The following is a 17,063-nucleotide window of genomic DNA, read 5'->3' as shown; positions in this document are numbered from 1 at the left end:
ATGGCCAAACCTGGATTTCGCCTCGCGCTGTTTGCCACCCTGCTGGCGCTGATTGTGGTGCTGCTCGGCGCCTATACGCGCCTGACCCACGCCGGCCTTGGCTGTCCGGACTGGCCGGGTTGCTACGGGTTTATCAGCGTGCCGAAAAGCGAAGCGCAACTGGCCCATGCCGAACTGCATTACCCCGACTCACCGGTGGAGGCGCACAAGGGCTGGAACGAGATGATCCACCGCTACTTCGCCGGCACCCTCGGCCTGCTCATTTCGATTCTGGCCGGGCGCGCGTGGGTCAATCGACGTCATCCGGGGCAGCCGTTGAAGCTGCCGCTGTTTCTGCTCGCGGTGGTGTTCGCGCAAGCGGCGTTCGGCATGTGGACGGTGACGCTCAAACTCTGGCCGCAAGTGGTCACCGGGCATTTGCTCGGCGGTTTTGCGACGTTGAGTTTGCTGTTTTTGCTGACCTTACGACTGTCCGGCGTGCTGCCGGCACTGACCGTGCCCAAGCGTTTGCAGTATTGGGCGACAGCGGGATTGTTGTTGGTGATTGGCCAGATCGCGCTGGGTGGCTGGGTCAGTTCCAACTACGCGGCGGTGGCCTGCATCGATTTCCCAACCTGCCACGGGCAATGGCTGCCGCCAGCGGATTTCGCCAACGGTTTTCACCTGACTCAACACATCGGCCCGAATTATCTCGGCGGACAACTCGACAGCGATGCACGCACGGCGATTCACCTGACTCATCGTATCGGCGCGCTGCTGGTGACGCTGGTGCTGCTCGGCCTCGCCTGGCAATTGAAAGTGGTTGGCATGACGCGGCTGGCCGGGCTGGTGCTTATTGCCCTCGCAGCGCAGATCACCCTCGGCATCAGCAACGTGCTGTTCCATCTTCCGCTGCCGGTGGCTGTCGCGCATAACGCTGGCGGCGCGGCGCTGTTGCTGACCATGGTGCTGGTCAATTACCACGCGCGCACCAGCCTGGTCCGGGTCAAACAACCGGTGCTCGCGCGCTGGCGCCTGAGCCCGCGCAAACACACGGCCGCGCCCATCACCATAAAAGGAGAAACGCCGTGGCGATTCTGATTGGCGAGCGCCCGCATCAGGCGATCTGGCGTGATTATCTGGAGCTGACCAAACCGAAAGTCGTGGTGCTGATGCTGATCACCTCGCTGGTTGGCATGTTCCTCGCGACCCGTGCCGGGGTGCCGTGGACGGTGCTGGTGTTCGGCAATCTGGGGATTGCCCTGTGTGCCGGTGGTGCGGCGGCGGTCAACCATGTGGTGGATCGGCGCATCGATGCGGTGATGGCGCGTACGCATAAACGGCCGCTAGCCGAGGGCCGGGTTTCACCGGCGGCGGCACTGACGTTTGCCTTGGTGCTGGCGTTGCTCGGTCAGGCGTTGTTGCTGACTTTCACCAATCCGCTGACCGCTTGGCTGACCTTGGCTTCGCTTCTTGGTTATGCAGTGATTTACACCGGCTTCCTCAAACGCGCGACGCCGCAGAACATCGTCATCGGTGGCCTCGCCGGTGCTGCCCCGCCATTACTGGGCTGGACCGCAGCCACCGGCCACGTCAGCGCCGAACCGTTGTTGCTGGTGCTGATCATCTTCGCCTGGACCCCACCGCACTTCTGGGCGCTGGCGATTCATCGCAAGGAGGAATACGCCAAGGCCGACATCCCGATGCTGCCAGTCACCCACGGCGAGCACTACACCAAGGTGCACATTCTGCTCTACACCTTCGCGCTGCTGGCGGTGAGTCTGCTGCCGTACGTGATTCACATGAGCGGCATGCTCTACCTGATTTGCGCGCTCTGCTTGGGCGCGAGGTTTCTGCAATGGGCCGTGGTGCTGTACCGTGGCACTCGGCCGCACGCGGCGATCAACACCTTCAAGTACTCTATTTGGTACTTGTTCCTGTTGTTCATCGCCCTGCTCGTAGACCACTACTTACTGTTGAACCTATGACTCGAACCCAGAAAACCGTCTTCATCCTCGTCGCCGTGATCGCGCTGATCCTGGGACTTACCGTCAACAAAGTGCTGAGCGGCAAGGGCCAGGGCGACCCGACTGCGCTGATCGACGCCGGCATTATCCTGCTGCCGCAGAGCCGCAATCTGCCGGATGTGACGATGACCGATCAGGACGGTAAACCGGTGGCGATCAACGAGTTGAAAGGCAAGTGGAGCCTGCTGTTCTTCGGCTACACCTTCTGCCCGGACATCTGCCCGACTACGTTGGCGCAGCTGCGGCAGATTAAGAGTGAACTGCCGAAAGACGCTGTGGACAAGTTGCAGATCGTGCTGGTCAGCGTTGACCCGAACCGCGATAACCCGAAGCAGTTAAAGCAGTACCTGGGCTATTTTGATCCGCAGTTCATTGGCCTGACACCGACTTCGATTGAAGAGCTGCAGAAGGTGGCGAACGCGGTGAGTATTCCTTTTATTCCGGCGGATACGAGCAAGCCGAATTACACCGTTGACCATAGCGGCAATCTTGCGGTGATCGGGCCGGACGGGACGCAGCGGGGGTTTATCCGAGCGCCGCTGAACAATGCCAAACTGGTTGCGCAACTGCCGGTCATGCTTAACCGCAAATAAAAGCTGAAGAGCGAAAAGCCCCTCACCCTAGCCCTCACGAAACGTCGGACCGCCCAGAGGGAGAGGGAACTGACCGAGGTGTTTGTTCGAGTTGCGCCGACCTGCAATTATGAGTCGAACTCAGGCTCGAAAAGCTTAAAGATCGGCCCCCTCTCCCTCGGGAGAGGGCTGGGGTGAGGGGCTGCGTCACAGCAGGTCCAAAGCCAAACACCAGAGACAAAAAAGGGGACGCACATGGCGTCCCCTTTTTCGTTGCAACAACCCAATCAGAACGCCGGCAATACTGCGCCTTTGTACTTCTCGGTAATGAATTTCTTCACTTCCGGGCTGTGCAGCGCAGCAGCGAGTTTCTGCATCGCGTCGCTGTCTTTGTTGTCCGCGCGGGACACGAGGATGTTCACGTACGGCGAGTCGTTGCCTTCGATTACCAGCGCATCCTTGGACGGATCGAGCTTGGCTTCCAGCGCGTAGTTGGTGTTGATCAGCGCCAGATCGACCTGGGTGAGCACACGCGGGATGGTCGCGGCTTCCAGTTCACGGATTTTCAGGTCTTTCGGGTTTGTCGCGATGTCTTTGACGGTCGACAGGATGTTGGTCGGATCTTTCAACGTGATCACGCCAGCCTTGGCCAGCAGCAACAGGGCACGGCCGCCGTTGGTGGCGTCGTTCGGAATCACCACGTTGGCACCGCTTGGCAGATCCTTCAGATCCTTGAGCTTGCTCGAGTAGGCGCCCAGCGGCTCCAGGTGCACACCGGTCACGGCAACCAGACTAGTGCCCTTGGCCTTGTTGAACTCATCGAGGTACGGCTGGTGCTGGAAGAAGTTGGCGTCCAGACGCTTTTCCGCGACCTGTACGTTCGGCTGAATGTAGTCGGTGAAGACCTTGACCTTCAGCTCCACGCCTTCTTTGGCCAACGCCGGCTTCACGAACTCAAGGATTTCCGCGTGCGGCACCGGGGTGGCGGCAACGGTCAGGGTTTCGGCGTGGGCCGAGAATGCTGCAACGGCAGCGAAAGCAGCGATCAGTTTTTTCATTCAGCTAACTCCTTATGAGGCGCCCGTCTGGCGCCTGCCAGCGAATGGCCGGCTCATCTCTTGATTACAAAACCGGTTATTTGCGCGAGAAATGCACAACCAGTCGATCACCGACCATCTGCAGCACTTGCACCAGAATCAACAGCAACACCACGGTGACGATCATCACGTCAGTCTGGAAACGCTGGTAACCGAAACGGATCGCCAGGTCACCCAGACCACCGGCGCCGACCACACCGGCCATCGCCGTGTAGGACACCAGTGTAATCGCCGTCACCGTAATCGCCGCGAAGATGCCCGGGCGGGCTTCCGGCAGCAAAGCGTTCATGATGATCTGCCGCGTGGTCGCGCCCATCGACTGGGTCGCTTCGATGATGCCGCGATCGACTTCACGCAGCGCGGTTTCCACCAGACGCGCGAAGAACGGTGTCGCACCGACTACCAATGGCGGAATCGCACCGGCCACGCCCAGCGACGTGCCGGTGATCAGCACGGTGAACGGGATCATCACGATCAACAGAATGATGAACGGCAGCGAACGCAGGATGTTCACCGCCAGCGACATGAATGCGTAGAGGCCACGGTTTTCCAGCAATTGACGCGGGCTGCACAGAAACAGCAACACGCCCAGCGGTAGGCCGAGTAATACGGTGAACAGCAGCGAACCACCGAGCATCAGCATCGTGTCGCCGGTGGCCAGCCAGATTTCGTACCAGTCGATATTGGTGAAGAAACTGATCAGGTCTTCCATTAGCGCAATACCTCCATGTGAACGTCAGCGGCGGTGAAGCGGGCAAACGCCGCTTCCATGTCGCCACCGGTGACGGCGAGGGTCAATTGCCCGTACGGAATGTCTTTGATGCGGTCGATGCGACCGGCGAGGATGCTGTAGTCGACGCCGGTTTCCCGGGCGACGGTACCGAGCAGCGGCGCGTAGGTCGCTTCGCCCTGGAAGGTCAGACGCACAATGCGGCCCGGCACGTGAGCGAAGTCATCACGCTGTTCGCTTTCGTCGATCTGCTCGCTTTCCTGCACAAAACGCTTGGTGGTCGGGTGTTTTGGATGCAGGAACACATCGGCGACCGAACCTTGCTCGACGATCACACCAGCGTCCATTACGGCCACTTGATCGCAAACGCGACGGATCACATCCATCTCGTGGGTGATCAGGACGATGGTCAGTTTCAGTTCGCGGTTGATCTCGGCCAGCAATTGCAGGACCGAAGCGGTGGTCTGCGGGTCGAGGGCACTGGTGGCCTCGTCGCACAGCAGAATCTTCGGCTTGGTTGCCAGGGCGCGGGCGATGCCGACGCGCTGCTTCTGGCCACCGGACAATTGCGCCGGGTACTTCTTGGCGTGGTCGGACAGACCGACCCGAGCCAGCAATTCGGCAACACGCTTGTCAATCTCGCCGCCCGACAGTTCGCCGGCCAGGGTCAGCGGCAACGCAACGTTGTCGGCCACGGTCTTGGAGGCAAGCAGGTTGAAGTGCTGAAAGATCATCCCGACTTGCTGACGGAAATGGCGCAGGCCGTTTGCGTCCAGTGCGGTGACTTCTTCGCCGTCGACGATGATCTTGCCGCCACTGGAGTCTTCCAGGCGATTGATCAGGCGCAGCAGGGTACTTTTGCCCGCGCCGGAATGGCCGATCAGGCCGAACACCTGCCCGTTCTCGATGGAGAGACTGGTCGGATGCAGCGCGGGAATGTCCTTACCGGCGACGCGGTAAGTCTTGTGGACGTTTTGAAACTCGATCACGTAGCGAACCTTGTGGGGCGCGTTAGAAAAGGATCAGCGGTTAGCCGGGCGCGCATTTTAGCCTGTCCGTATAGAGGTTCTTAGCATTTATTTCGCAATTAACCTTCGATTTGGCAATAACAAGATCAAAGGTCATAAAAAAGGAACGCCCCCAACGCCTCATCAGTCACTAAGTAAGCGACTTGAAAACCCTGGGTGCCGTGCCCGGGAACCACTCAAGAGTCCCCGGCCAGCATCGGGGTCAACCGAGGAGTTTACGACTGATGAGCAAGAAGCCTACGACCGATAAAAGCCAGATGGCCGGAACCGATGCCCCGGATCGCGCCAACACCAACGCCAAACTCGACAGCCTGGAGAAATTCCGCTCCGACGCCACTGGCCAGGCGCTGCGCACCAACCAGGGTGTGAAGATTGCCGACAACCAGAACACCCTCAAGGCCGGCCCGCGTGGGCCGTCGCTGCTTGAAGACTTCATCATGCGGGAAAAGATCACGCATTTTGACCATGAGCGGATCCCGGAACGCATCGTCCACGCACGCGGCACCGGGGCGCATGGTTTCTTTCAGGCCTACGAGAACCATTCGACGCTGACCAAGGCCGGGTTCCTACAGGATCCGGGGAAAAAGACCCCGGTGTTCGTGCGCTTTTCCACGGTTCAGGGCCCACGCGGTTCCGGCGACACCGTGCGTGACGTACGCGGTTTCGCGGTGAAGTTCTTTACCGATGAAGGCAACTTCGACCTGGTCGGCAACAACATGCCGGTGTTTTTCATTCAGGACGCGATCAAGTTTCCCGACTTCGTCCACGCGGTGAAACCCGAGCCGCACAACGAAATCCCTACCGGCGGCTCGGCTCACGACACCTTCTGGGACTTCGTTTCGCTGGTCCCGGAATCGGCGCACATGGTCATCTGGGCGATGTCTGACCGGGCGATCCCGAAAAGCCTGCGCAGCATGCAGGGCTTCGGCGTGCACACGTTCCGCCTGATCAATGCCGAGGGCAAATCGCGCTTCGTCAAATTCCACTGGCGCCCTACCGCCGGCACTTGTTCGCTGGTGTGGGACGAGGCGCAGAAGCTTGCCGGTAAGGACACTGACTACCACCGTCGCGATCTGTGGGAAGCGATCGAGATGGGCGATTACCCGGAATGGGAACTCGGCGTACAGATCATCGAGGAGGAAAACGAGCACGACTTCGATTTCGACATCCTCGACCCGACCAAGCTGATCCCCGAAGAAATCGTGCCGATCACGCCGCTCGGCAAAATGACCCTGAACCGCAACCCCGACAACTTCTTTGCCGAGACCGAGCAGGTCGCGTTCTGCCCTGGCCACATCGTGCCCGGTATCGACTTCTCCAATGACCCGCTGCTGCAAGGTCGGCTGTTTTCCTACACCGACACGCAAATCAGCCGACTCGGTGGGCCGAATTTTCACGAGTTGCCGATCAACCGGCCGGTGGCACCGTTCCACAATGGCCAGCGTGATGCGCAGCACCGCACGGTGATCGACAAGGGTCGCGCCTCTTATGAACCGAACTCGATTGATGGTGGCTGGCCGAAAGAAACCCCGCCGGCCGCACAGGACGGTGGCTTCGAGAGCTATCCAGAACGCATTGATGCGAACAAGATCCGCCAGCGCAGCGAGTCGTTCAGCGATCACTTCTCCCAAGCGACGCTATTTTTCAACAGCATGAGCGATCACGAGAAGGAGCACATCATTGCCGCTTACAGCTTCGAGCTGGGCAAGGTTGAGCGTGAATTTATCCGTGCGCGGGAGGTGAACGAGATTCTGGCCAACATCGATCTGGAACTGGCCAAGCGTGTGGCGGCTAATCTGGGCTTGCCGGCGCCTGCCAAAGGCACAGTGGATGCGCGCAAGGTGTCTTTCGATCACTCGCCGTCATTGAGTCAGGCTAATTTGCTGCCAGAAAACATCAAGACGCGAAAAGTTGCAATTCTTGCGGCTAACGGCGTCGATGGTGCGGCGATTGATGCAATGAAGAAGGCATTGGCCGCTGAGGGTGCGCACGCCAAGTTGCTCGGCCCAACTTCAGCACCGGTGAAGACCGCTGACGGCAAAACCCTGGCGGTGGATGCGTCGATGGAAGGCATGCCGTCGGTGATCTTCGATGCGGTGTTCGTACCGGGTGGCGCGGCGTCGGTGAAGGCGTTGAGCGGCGATGGCGTGGCGTTGCATTACCTGCTGGAGGCGTACAAGCATCTGAAGGCGATTGCTCTACACGGCGAGGCCAAGCAGTTGCAGGATTTGCTGAAGCTGGAGGCTGATGCTGGATTGCTGCAGGGCAAGGATGTGCCGGCGTTGACCAAGCCGTTCTTTGCAGCGATCGGGAAGCATCGGGTTTGGGATCGGGAGCCTAAGGCGAAGGCCATTCCGGCTTAAGATCTTCGTTGGCTGAAAGGACGCTTTCGCGAGCAAGCTCGCTCCCACCCTGGTTTTGTGTCGTTCACAAACCCAGTGTGGGAGCGAGCCTGCTCGCGAAGCTTTTTAGGGTTTACGCGGACTCAAGACCATTTGTGCAGGCACGGTACGCACGGTCTGCTTCTCAATCTTCAGATCAAAATCCGGCTTCAACTTCTTCACCCGCTTGGTCAGCAGAGTCGCCAGCCACGGATAGTCATCGGTACGCGGCGCCTGAATGGTCACCCCACACTCGTAATTCACTACATCAGCGGCGATCGCGTCGAGTTGCCGACGAAGTTTGCGGCTATCGGTGATGTTCAGCGCAACCGTGGTGCTCTCGGCAGTCGGATCAATCACTTTGGCTTTCGGCTTGGCCTCGGCGGCCAGCAATGCAGCCTCAGCCTTTTCCAGCTCAGCCTTACGCGCTTCAGTAATGGCACCGTTGACGCCACCGGTCAGCGCCGGCGCTTTCGGCATCAAAGCGCGGGCACGACTTAACGCCGTAGCGGCAGCATTCACATCGCCCTTCTGCAGCACTATCTGGCTGCGACGCAGATACGCTTCGGCCAATTGCCGCTGGTATTGCTCAAGGGATTGATCGTTGGGGGTTTCTTTCTGCAAAGCGGCCAACTGATCTTCGGCAGTGGCCAGCTCGCTGCTGGCCAGGCTTTGCTCCAGCTGTGCGATCGCCGCAGCTCGCGCATCGGGGACTTCGGCCACCGGCGGCGTGCTTTGGCAGGCGCCCAGTAGCACTGAAAATGCGACAAGGAGCAGATAACGGGAGGCGAACGGCTTCATTCCTGCGACTCTCTATTTGCGCAAAAAGCGGCCAAGTCTACACCCCACGACGGGGCAGAACAAAACTCAACAGAAACAGTGCGGCCGCCGTCACAACGATAGACGGCCCCGCCGGGGTGTCTTTGAACCACGACAGCGCCAGCCCGCCACACACGGCGAGCATGCCCAGCAGGCTTGCGCCCAGTGCCATCTGCTCCGGCGAGCGGGCGTGACGCTGTGCCGCAGCCGCCGGGATGATCAACAGTGAAGTAATCAGCAACACTCCGACGATTTTCATCGCCACCGCAATCACCACCGCGATCAACAGCATCAGCGCCATGCGCAGGCCCGCCACCGGCAGACCTTCAACCTTGGCCAGCTCTTCGTGCACTGTGATCGCCAGCAATGGCCGCCACAGTGTCACCAGCAATGCCAGTACCGCCGCGCTGCCACCGAGGATCCACGCCAGATCGGTCGGGCTGATCGCCAGCAGGTCGCCAAACAGATAGGCCATCAGGTCGATCCGCACTTCATGCATGAAGCTTAGTACCACCAGGCCGAGAGAGAGCGTGCTCGGTGCGAGAATTCCCAACAACGTGTCGGACGCCAGCGGTTGACGCTGTTGCAATGTGACCAGCAGCACCGCCAGCAACAGACAGCCTACGGTCACCGCAACGGTCGGGCTGACATCCAGCAGAAAGCCCAGCGCCACACCCAGCAACGCGGCGTGGGACAAGGTGTCGCCGAAATACGCCATGCGCCGCCAGACCACAAACGAACCCAGCGGACCTGCAACGATCGCCAGCGCCAGACCTGCAAGCAGGGCATACAACAGAAAATCAGCCATGCTTGCAGTTGTCTCCGTGAACGTGAGGTTGGCCAATAACCGGCCCTTTGACCACCGAACCGTGCAGGTCGTGAGCGTGGTCGTGATGGTGGTGATAAACCGCCAGGCTCTGCGCGTTCTTGCCGAACAGCTCGACGAACGCAGGATCGCCGCTGACCTGCTCGGGATGCCCGGAACAGCAGACATGACGGTTGAGGCAGACCACTTGGTCGGTGGTGCTCATCACCAGATGCAAATCGTGGGACACCATCAACACGCCGCAACCATGACGATCGCGCAGACGGGTGATCAGGCTGTACAACTCCGCTTGGCCGGCGACGTCGACACCTTGCACCGGTTCATCGAGCACCAGCAATTCCGGCTCGCGCAACAACGCGCGAGCGAGCAGCACGCGCTGCATTTCGCCGCCGGAAACGCTTTGCACCGGGCTATCGATGACGTGTTCGGCGCCGACTTCTTTCAGCGCAGCCAGCGCACGCGGGCGGTCAACGCCCGGAACCAGGCGCAGAAAGCGCAGCACCGACAACGGCAAGGTCGGATCGACGTGGAGTTTTTGCGGCATGTAACCGACGCGCAGCTTCGGCTTGCGCCAGACACTGCCGCTGTCCGGCTTGAGCAAGCCGAGCACGGCGCGCACCAGCGTGGTCTTGCCGGCGCCATTGGGGCCGATCAGGGTGACGATCTGCCCCGGCTCGACGCTCAGCTCGATGTTGTCCAGCACAGCCTGCCCGGCAAACGTGACGGCGACCTGCTCCAGACGGATCAGCGCATTGCTCATCAAGCCCCCTGGCAACCGGAACACAGGCCGACGACTTCGACGGTCTGCGCTTCGACGATGAAACCAACGTCTTTGGCGCTGTTGATGATCGCGTCGCTGATCACTTTTTGCTCAAGTTCGATGGCGGCGTGGCAATCGCGGCAGATCAGGAATTGGCCCTGATGCGCGTGTTCCGGGTGTACGCAGCCAACGAAGGCGTTGAGCGAGGAGATGCGGTGCACCAGGCCGTTTTCCAGAAGGAAATCCAGCGCGCGGTACACGGTCGGCGGCGCGGCGCGGCGGCCGTCCTGCTCGCTCAGCACGGCAAGAATGTCGTAGGCGCCCAGCGGTTTGTGGCTCTGCCACACCAATTCCAGCACCCGGCGGCGCAACGCGGTCAGGCGCAAGCCTTTCTGGGCGCACAAGGTATCGGCCTCGGACAAAGCGCTGTGCACGCAATGAGAGTGGTCGTGGGGACGGCTGGCAATCGGTGTAATAGGCATGGGCGGCGACGAGTTTTGATAGAGACGTTATTATGTTACCCGTTCTCGCCTCCTTGAGTGGTCATCGTGTCCCGACTTTTTTCTGTTTTTGTGGCTTTTGTCGCCAGTTTTCTGCTGATCGGTTCGGCTCAGGCCGAGGTCAAAGTCCTCACCAGCATCAAACCGTTGCAGCTGATTGCAGCGGCCGTGCAGGACGGCGTAGCGATTCCCGAAGTGCTGCTGCCGCCGGGTGCTTCGCCACACAATTACGCCCTGCGGCCATCCGACGTACGGAAGGTGCAATCGGTGGATCTGCTCTACTGGATCGGCCCGGACATGGAAGGCTTTCTGCCGCGCGTGTTGAACGGTCGGACGCTGCCGAGCGTCGCGGTGCAGGATCTGCCAGGAATGAAACTGCGGCGTTTCGCTGAGGACAGCCACTCCCACGCCGAAGAGGCTGACGAGCATGATCACGATCACCGTCCTGGCACGCTCGATGCGCATTTGTGGTTGTCGCCGGTCAATGCGCGGGTGATTGCCGACAAGATGGCCGCTGACCTCAGCGCCGTTGATCCGGCGAATGCTGAGCGTTATCAGAGCAATGCCAAGGCGTTTGATGAGCGTCTGGACGCATTGGATCAGCGTTTGAAGAAGCGTCTGGCCAGCGTTGGAGGCAAGCCGTACTTCGTCTTTCACGAGGCGTTTGATTACTTTGAAGAGGCTTACGGCCTGAAGCATGCCGGCGTGTTCAGCGTGGCCGCCGAAGTGCAGCCGGGCGCGCAACATGTCGCGGCGATGCGCAAGCGCTTGCAGGAAGTCGGCAAGACGTGTGTGTTCAGCGAGCCGCCGTTGCGGCCGCGTCTGGCGGAGACGCTGGTGGCGGGTTTGCCGGTGAAACTGGCGGAACTGGATGCGCTGGGCGGGTACACCCCGGCGACGGCTCAGGGGTATGAGCAGGTGTTGGAGAAGTTGGGTAACGATATGGCGGGCTGCCTGGAATCGCTTTAAGGCTGATTCGGCTTCGCCTCAATCGCGAGCAGGCTCACTCCTACAAGAGATCACCTAACCCCTGTAGGAGTGAGCCTGCTCGCGATGCTTTTAAAGGGCGAAAGGTAACGGTGTGTGAACCTGCTGCCGCTGCGCCAAGCGCTGCTCAAACTCCTTGGGATCGTGTATCAACACATCCTGCCCGGCAAACTGCTCCGCCGCGATCAACCGCGACAGCCAGAACCGCACGCAGGCCACGCGCAGCATGGTCGGCCACAACTCGGCCTCCGCCGCCGTAAACGGTCGCAGCGCCGCATAGGCACCAAGGAATGCGCGGGCTCGCGGCCCATCGATCAGACCGTCCTCGTCCGAACACCAGTCGTTCAACGCAATCGCCACGTCATACAGCATCGGCCCCGAGCAGGCGTTGTAGAAGTCGATCAGCCCGGTCAGGTGCGTACCTTCGAACATCGCGTTATCGCGAAACAGGTCGGCATGAATGTTGGCCCGAGGCAGCGCGAGAATCTTCTCTTTGCGCTCGGTGATTTCATCCAGCGCCTTTTGCAGCAAGGCACGCGGCTCATCGCTCAGGTGCGAGAGCAACTCGTTGCCCTCCTCCAGCATCCAGTCGAGGCCACGATCAGTCTTGCGCTTGATCATGCGCTCGCCCTGGGTCGCCAGATGCAGATGCGCCTGCAACTCGCCGACCTGCGCGCAATGCTGAGCATTGGCGACTTTGATGTGCTTGCCGGACAGCCGCGGTTGCAGCAGCGCCGGTTTGCCCTTCAGCTCACGCAATGCCACGCCGTCAGTGGTGCGCAGCGCGTACGGCACCGGCAGATCGGCTTCGTGGAGCACATCGAGCAGATCGATGAAAAACGGCATCTCCTGCACCGGGCCGCGCTCGACCAGAGTCAGGACGAATTCGCCCTGCTCCAGGCTGATAAAGAAATTGGTGTTTTCGCTGCCGGCGGCGATCCCCTGGAAATCAAGCAGACGGCCAAGCCCGTAAGGGGCGAGAAAGGTTTCCAGCTCGGGCCGAGCCAGGGGAGTGAACACAGACATGGTCAAAAACTGCTCAGTTCAGGCGTCGCGGTCAGGCGACGCCGATTAAAAGTCGGGAAACTTACTTCCAGGTAAAGATTTCCCACGACGGAATCAGCATATCCGGCTGGTCGGAGCGAATGTAGTTCGCGTCAGTACCATCGGCGCGCACCAGGAAATACGGTTTGCCACCCTTCGGCGTGACCTTGATCGCATAGACGAAACCACTGCGACTGTATTCCTGGATAACCTTGTCGCCTTCCGTGTGCGTGTTAATGGTAACTTCCGGCTCCTTTGACGGCGCATCATCCGCCGCCATCGCGGCCAACGGTGAGGCAGCAATCAGACCGACCAGCAGCAAGCGATTTAACGTACGCATGATAACCTTGTCCCTTTGTCGTCAACGGTCCCGCTATTCTAGCGCCGGACCCGCCGAAAAGGTTGATCCTGCTCATGAGCCAAGCCCCCCTCGTCCTGGTGGACGGTTCGTCTTACCTGTACCGCGCGTTTCACGCGCTGCCACCACTGACCACCTCCAAAGGCCTGCCGACCGGTGCGGTCAAAGGCGTGCTGAACATGCTCAAGAGTCTGCGCAAGCAGTACCCGGACAGCCCGTTCGCCGTGGTGTTCGACGCCAAGGGCGGGACATTTCGCGATGAAATGTACGCCGAATACAAAGCCAACCGCCCAAGCATGCCCGACGACATGCGCGTGCAGATCGAGCCGCTGCACCAGAGCGTGATCGCCCTCGGTTTCCCGCTGCTGTGCGTGGAAGGCGTCGAGGCTGACGACGTGATCGGCACCCTGGCGCGCAGCAGCGCGGCGGCGGATCGCCCGGTGATCATCTCCACCGGCGACAAGGACATGGCGCAACTGGTCGATGGCCACATTACTTTGGTCAACACCATGTCCGGTAGCTCGATGGACGTGGAGGGCGTTAAGGAGAAATTCGGCGTCGCTCCGGAGCAGATCATCGATTATCTGGCGCTGATGGGCGATTCGTCCGACAACATTCCGGGCGTTCCCGGCATCGGCCCGAAGACTGCGTCCGGCCTGTTGGTCGGCGTCAACGGCGGCCTCACCGAGCTGTACGCCAATCTCGACATCGTCCCGACCCTGCCGATTCGCGGCGCGAAAACCCTGCCGGCCAAGCTCGAAGAGCACAAGGAGATGGCGTTCCTCTCCTATCAACTGGCGACCATCAAGGTCGATGTGCCGCTGGACGTCGAACTCGACGATCTGCAGATGGGCGCCGAAGACCCGGCCAAGCTCTACGAACTGTACTCGCTGCTGGAATTCAAAAGCTGGATCAACGATCTCGATCGCGACGCCAAACGTCTGGAACTGAGCGCAGCCAGCGAACCTGCGCTGGCCGGCGATCTGTTCAGCGCACCAGCGGAAGAAGCGCCTGCCGCTCCCGCCGAAGCTGCGTACGAAACCATCCTTGATCAGGCGCGCTTCGACGTCTGGCTGGAAAAACTCAACAACGCCAAGCTGTTCGCCTTCGACACCGAAACCACCGGCATCGACGCGCAGCAGGCGCAACTGGTCGGCCTGTCGTTCGCCGTGCAGGCCAACGAAGCCGCTTACATTCCGCTGACCCACTCCTACATCGGCGTGCCGGAACAGCTGGATCGCGACACCGTGCTGCGCGCACTCAAGCCGATTCTGGAAGACCCGAACAAGCTCAAGGTCGGCCAGCACGCCAAGTTCGACATGAACATCCTGGCCAACTGCGCCATCGGCGGCGATCAGAGCCAAGGCATCAACGTGCGCGGCATCGCCTTCGACACGATGCTTGAGTCCTACGTGCTCAACTCCACCGCCACCCGCCACGACATGGACAGCCTCGCGCAGAAGTACCTGGACCACACCACGGTGAGCTTCCAGGACATCGCCGGCAAAGGCGCCAAGCAGCTGACCTTCGACCAGATCGCCCTGGAACAGGCCGGGCCGTACGCCGCTGAAGACGCTGATATCACCCTGCGCCTGCACCAGACGCTGTTCGAAAAACTCAGCGCGATCCCGAGTCTGGCCAGCGTTTTGACCGATATCGAGATTCCGCTGGTGCCCGTTCTCGCCCGCATCGAGCGCCAAGGCGCGTTCGTTGACGCTGAGTTGCTCGGCATTCAGAGCATCGAACTGGGCAACAAAATGGTCGCGCTGGAGCGCGAAGCCTTCGAGATCGCCGGGGAAGAATTCAATCTTGGCTCGCCGAAGCAGTTGGGCGTGATTCTCTACGAGAAACTCGGCCTGCCAGTATTGAAGAAGACCGCCAAGGGCCAACCGTCCACCGCTGAAGAAGTGCTGGCGAAGCTCGCTGAAGACGATCACCGCTTGCCGAAGGTGCTGATGGAGCACCGTTCGATGAGCAAGCTGAAAAGCACTTACACCGATCGTCTGCCGGAGCAGATCAATCCGCGCACCGGGCGTGTCCACACCTCGTATCACCAGGCTGTGGCATCGACCGGACGTTTGTCCTCCAGCGATCCAAACCTGCAGAACATCCCGGTGCGCACCGCCGAAGGCCGACGCATCCGTCAGGCGTTCGTCGCGCCAAAAGGCTACAAACTGCTGGCGGCGGACTATTCGCAGATCGAGCTGCGGATCATGGCGCACCTGTCCAAGGACGAAGGCTTGATGAACGCCTTCCGCAACAATCTGGACGTGCACACCGCCACCGCTGCCGAAGTGTTCAAGGTCGAACTCAACGAAGTGACCTCCGCCCAGCGCCGTGGCGCCAAGGCGATCAACTTTGGCCTGATCTACGGCATGGGCGCACAAAAACTCGGCAAGGACATCGGCGTCGATACCAAGACCGCCAAGGCTTACATCGATACCTACTTCGCCCGTTATCCGGGGGTTCGCGAATACATGGATCGCACCCGCGCGCAGGCAGCGGATCAGGGTTATGTCGAGACGTTTTTCGGTCGTCGTCTGTACCTGCCGGAGATCAACTCGAACAAGCCGCAGGAACGCGCCGCTGCCGAGCGCACAGCGATCAACGCGCCGATGCAGGGCACGGCTGCCGACATCATCAAGAAAGCCATGGTGGCGGTGGATAACTGGCTGGCGACATCCGGGCTGGACGCCAAAGTCATCCTGCAGGTGCACGATGAACTGGTGCTGGAGGTTCGTGAGGATCTGGTCGAACAAGTCAGTGCCGAGATTCGCGTGCACATGAGCGAGGCGGCGAAACTGGATGTCCCGCTGCTGGTCGAAGTGGGTGTGGGCAACAATTGGGATGAGGCTCACTGAGGCTTTTGAACACGGTTTGCCGCGACCTTTTGTCGCGGCAACGCCAGTAAAACCTGCTTATTTCGAAAAGCGCTTGGGATTATTCCAAAGCTTTTTGAAAAAAATCTGAACTAATCTGGAAGGACACCACTCAGAGTTACTGAATGGCTGGTGAAGCCCTTCGATGCTCCTATGTTGTGTTAAGTGTTGGCAGATATCTGAACCCCGCCCTAGCGGTTCGGAACTTAAACCCCGGAATTTCTCCCTCCCCAATGAAATCCGGGGCTTTTTTTTGCCCAAAAATCGGCTGTAGCGCGGCCATGCTGCGTTAAAGGCGCTACTCAAAATGCTCATTTAGGTCCCTAAACTCCGCTTTTGAGCATCACCTTTGCCTTGCCTGACCACACTACAACCAATTTTTCCCAATCCCGACTTACTCGGCTGCCGCCTCGGCGCTTTTGTCTGCCAGTTCCATCCAGCCGGCCAGTACAGTGTAGGCCTCTTCCAGGCCCATGCGTTTTGGCGCGGAGAACAGCTGGATGGTGACCAGGTCGCCCCAACCCTTGCGGATTTCCGACTGCACTTTGAGCAGGGTGTTCTTGGCTGCGCCGTAGGTCAGTTTGTCGGCCTTGGTCAGCAGGATGTGCATCGGCATGCCGGCCGCAACGGCCCAGTCGAGCATCAGCAGGTCGAAGTCGGTCATTGGATGACGGATGTCCATCATCAGAATCAAACCCTTCAAACTCTCGCGGCCACCGAGGTAAGCCTCAAGGTGACGCTGCCAGTGCATCTTAAGCGGGATCGGTACTTTTGCGTAACCGTAGCCCGGCAGGTCGACCAGACGGCGATCTTCGTCTAGCTTGAAGAAGTTCAACAGCTGTGTGCGACCCGGGGTTTTCGAGGTACGCGCCAGGCTGGCGTGAGTCAAAGTGTTCAGCGCGCTGGATTTGCCGGCGTTGGAACGACCGGCGAACGCTACTTCGAAGCCTTCGTCGTCAGGGCATTGATCGACTTTGGCGGCACTGAGCATGAACGTGGACTGTTGGCACAGGCCGAGGATGGGATTCTTGAGTTGCATGGGATTTCCGATGTGGGCGGCGCCGGGATTGGGCGCG

16 protein-coding genes are annotated in these 17,063 nt (G+C 60.0%); 6 read left to right on the top strand and 10 right to left on the bottom strand.

Going from position 1 to position 17,063, the window contains the following annotated elements; all coding sequences use genetic code 11:
• The 3 genes from AB4O01_RS20720 to AB4O01_RS20710 are packed head-to-tail and all read left to right on the top strand — an operon-like array spanning position 1 to position 2,599.
• Positions 1-1,080 (top strand): COX15/CtaA family protein, encoded by a 1,080-nt coding sequence (locus AB4O01_RS20720; protein WP_038365030.1) that lies wholly within the window; start codon positions 1-3, stop codon positions 1,078-1,080.
• Positions 1,068-1,967: a heme o synthase gene (gene cyoE / locus AB4O01_RS20715; protein ID WP_093429498.1), complete on the top strand. Its 900-nt coding sequence runs from the start codon at positions 1,068-1,070 to the stop codon at positions 1,965-1,967. The genes AB4O01_RS20720 and cyoE overlap by 13 nt, the downstream gene beginning before the upstream one ends.
• Entirely contained in the window at positions 1,964-2,599 is a 636-nt protein-coding gene (locus AB4O01_RS20710) for an SCO family protein (protein ID WP_008081211.1), read from the top strand. Before cyoE ends, AB4O01_RS20710 begins: the two co-directional genes overlap by 4 nt.
• Positions 2,600-2,865: 266 nt before the next feature.
• On the opposite strand, the gene AB4O01_RS20705 is transcribed toward AB4O01_RS20710, so the two are convergent.
• The 3 genes from AB4O01_RS20705 to AB4O01_RS20695 form a co-directional block, all read right to left on the bottom strand.
• On the bottom strand, positions 2,866-3,636 hold the full coding sequence (locus AB4O01_RS20705; protein WP_093429499.1) for a MetQ/NlpA family ABC transporter substrate-binding protein: 771 nt from the start codon (positions 3,634-3,636) through the stop codon (positions 2,866-2,868).
• Positions 3,637-3,712: 76 nt separating this feature from the next.
• Positions 3,713-4,387 (bottom strand): methionine ABC transporter permease, encoded by a 675-nt coding sequence (locus AB4O01_RS20700; protein WP_016986455.1) that lies wholly within the window; start codon positions 4,385-4,387, stop codon positions 3,713-3,715.
• Positions 4,387-5,394, bottom strand: a complete 1,008-nt coding sequence (locus AB4O01_RS20695) for a methionine ABC transporter ATP-binding protein (protein WP_093429500.1) — start codon at positions 5,392-5,394, stop codon at positions 4,387-4,389. Before AB4O01_RS20695 ends, AB4O01_RS20700 begins: the two co-directional genes overlap by 1 nt.
• Before the next feature lie 260 nt (positions 5,395-5,654).
• Here AB4O01_RS20695 and katE point away from each other — a divergent pair, with 260 nt between their 5' ends.
• Positions 5,655-7,796 carry a catalase HPII gene (katE, locus tag AB4O01_RS20690; protein WP_460092300.1) on the top strand — a complete coding sequence of 714 codons (2,142 nt, stop codon included), beginning with the start codon at positions 5,655-5,657 and terminating at the stop codon, positions 7,794-7,796.
• Positions 7,797-7,901: 105 nt separating this feature from the next.
• On the opposite strand, the gene AB4O01_RS20685 is transcribed toward katE, so the two are convergent.
• From AB4O01_RS20685 to AB4O01_RS20670, 4 genes are read right to left on the bottom strand one after another with little or no spacing between them, the layout of a single operon-like run.
• Entirely contained in the window at positions 7,902-8,615 is a 714-nt protein-coding gene (locus tag AB4O01_RS20685) for a PA5502 family lipoprotein (protein WP_320336069.1), read from the bottom strand.
• 37 nt (positions 8,616-8,652) lie between these two features.
• Positions 8,653-9,441, bottom strand: a complete 789-nt coding sequence (znuB, locus tag AB4O01_RS20680; RefSeq protein WP_093429502.1) for a zinc ABC transporter permease subunit ZnuB — start codon at positions 9,439-9,441, stop codon at positions 8,653-8,655.
• Positions 9,434-10,219: a zinc ABC transporter ATP-binding protein ZnuC gene (gene znuC, locus AB4O01_RS20675; RefSeq protein WP_007911759.1), complete on the bottom strand. Its 786-nt coding sequence runs from the start codon at positions 10,217-10,219 to the stop codon at positions 9,434-9,436. The genes znuB and znuC overlap by 8 nt, the downstream gene beginning before the upstream one ends.
• Positions 10,219-10,701, bottom strand: coding sequence for a Fur family transcriptional regulator (locus AB4O01_RS20670; protein WP_007911760.1), 483 nt, complete (start codon positions 10,699-10,701; stop codon positions 10,219-10,221). The genes znuC and AB4O01_RS20670 overlap by 1 nt, the downstream gene beginning before the upstream one ends.
• A gap of 66 nt (positions 10,702-10,767) precedes the next feature.
• Here AB4O01_RS20670 and AB4O01_RS20665 point away from each other — a divergent pair, with 66 nt between their 5' ends.
• On the top strand, positions 10,768-11,688 hold the full coding sequence (locus AB4O01_RS20665; protein ID WP_186620362.1) for a zinc ABC transporter substrate-binding protein: 921 nt from the start codon (positions 10,768-10,770) through the stop codon (positions 11,686-11,688).
• Positions 11,689-11,778: 90 nt separating this feature from the next.
• Here the strand turns inward: AB4O01_RS20665 and AB4O01_RS20660 are convergent, their stop codons facing one another.
• Positions 11,779-12,732: a homoserine kinase gene (locus tag AB4O01_RS20660; protein WP_099757624.1), complete on the bottom strand. Its 954-nt coding sequence runs from the start codon at positions 12,730-12,732 to the stop codon at positions 11,779-11,781.
• Between the two features lie 61 nt (positions 12,733-12,793).
• Positions 12,794-13,090, bottom strand: a complete 297-nt coding sequence (locus AB4O01_RS20655) for a DUF2782 domain-containing protein (protein WP_093429504.1) — start codon at positions 13,088-13,090, stop codon at positions 12,794-12,796.
• A gap of 74 nt (positions 13,091-13,164) precedes the next feature.
• Here AB4O01_RS20655 and polA point away from each other — a divergent pair, with 74 nt between their 5' ends.
• The gene (polA, locus tag AB4O01_RS20650) at positions 13,165-15,969 is read left to right on the top strand and encodes a DNA polymerase I (protein WP_257356679.1); all 2,805 of its coding nucleotides are present in this window, start codon (positions 13,165-13,167) and stop codon (positions 15,967-15,969) included.
• 412 nt (positions 15,970-16,381) lie between these two features.
• On the opposite strand, the gene yihA is transcribed toward polA, so the two are convergent.
• Positions 16,382-17,026: a ribosome biogenesis GTP-binding protein YihA/YsxC gene (yihA, locus tag AB4O01_RS20645; protein ID WP_099757622.1), complete on the bottom strand. Its 645-nt coding sequence runs from the start codon at positions 17,024-17,026 to the stop codon at positions 16,382-16,384.
• Positions 17,027-17,063 lie beyond the last annotated feature (37 nt).

The organism is Pseudomonas sp. S2_E02 (assembly GCF_054668355.1).
Note: the sequence above shows the minus strand (reverse complement) of the source record. Positions and strands in the feature narration are given on the sequence as shown.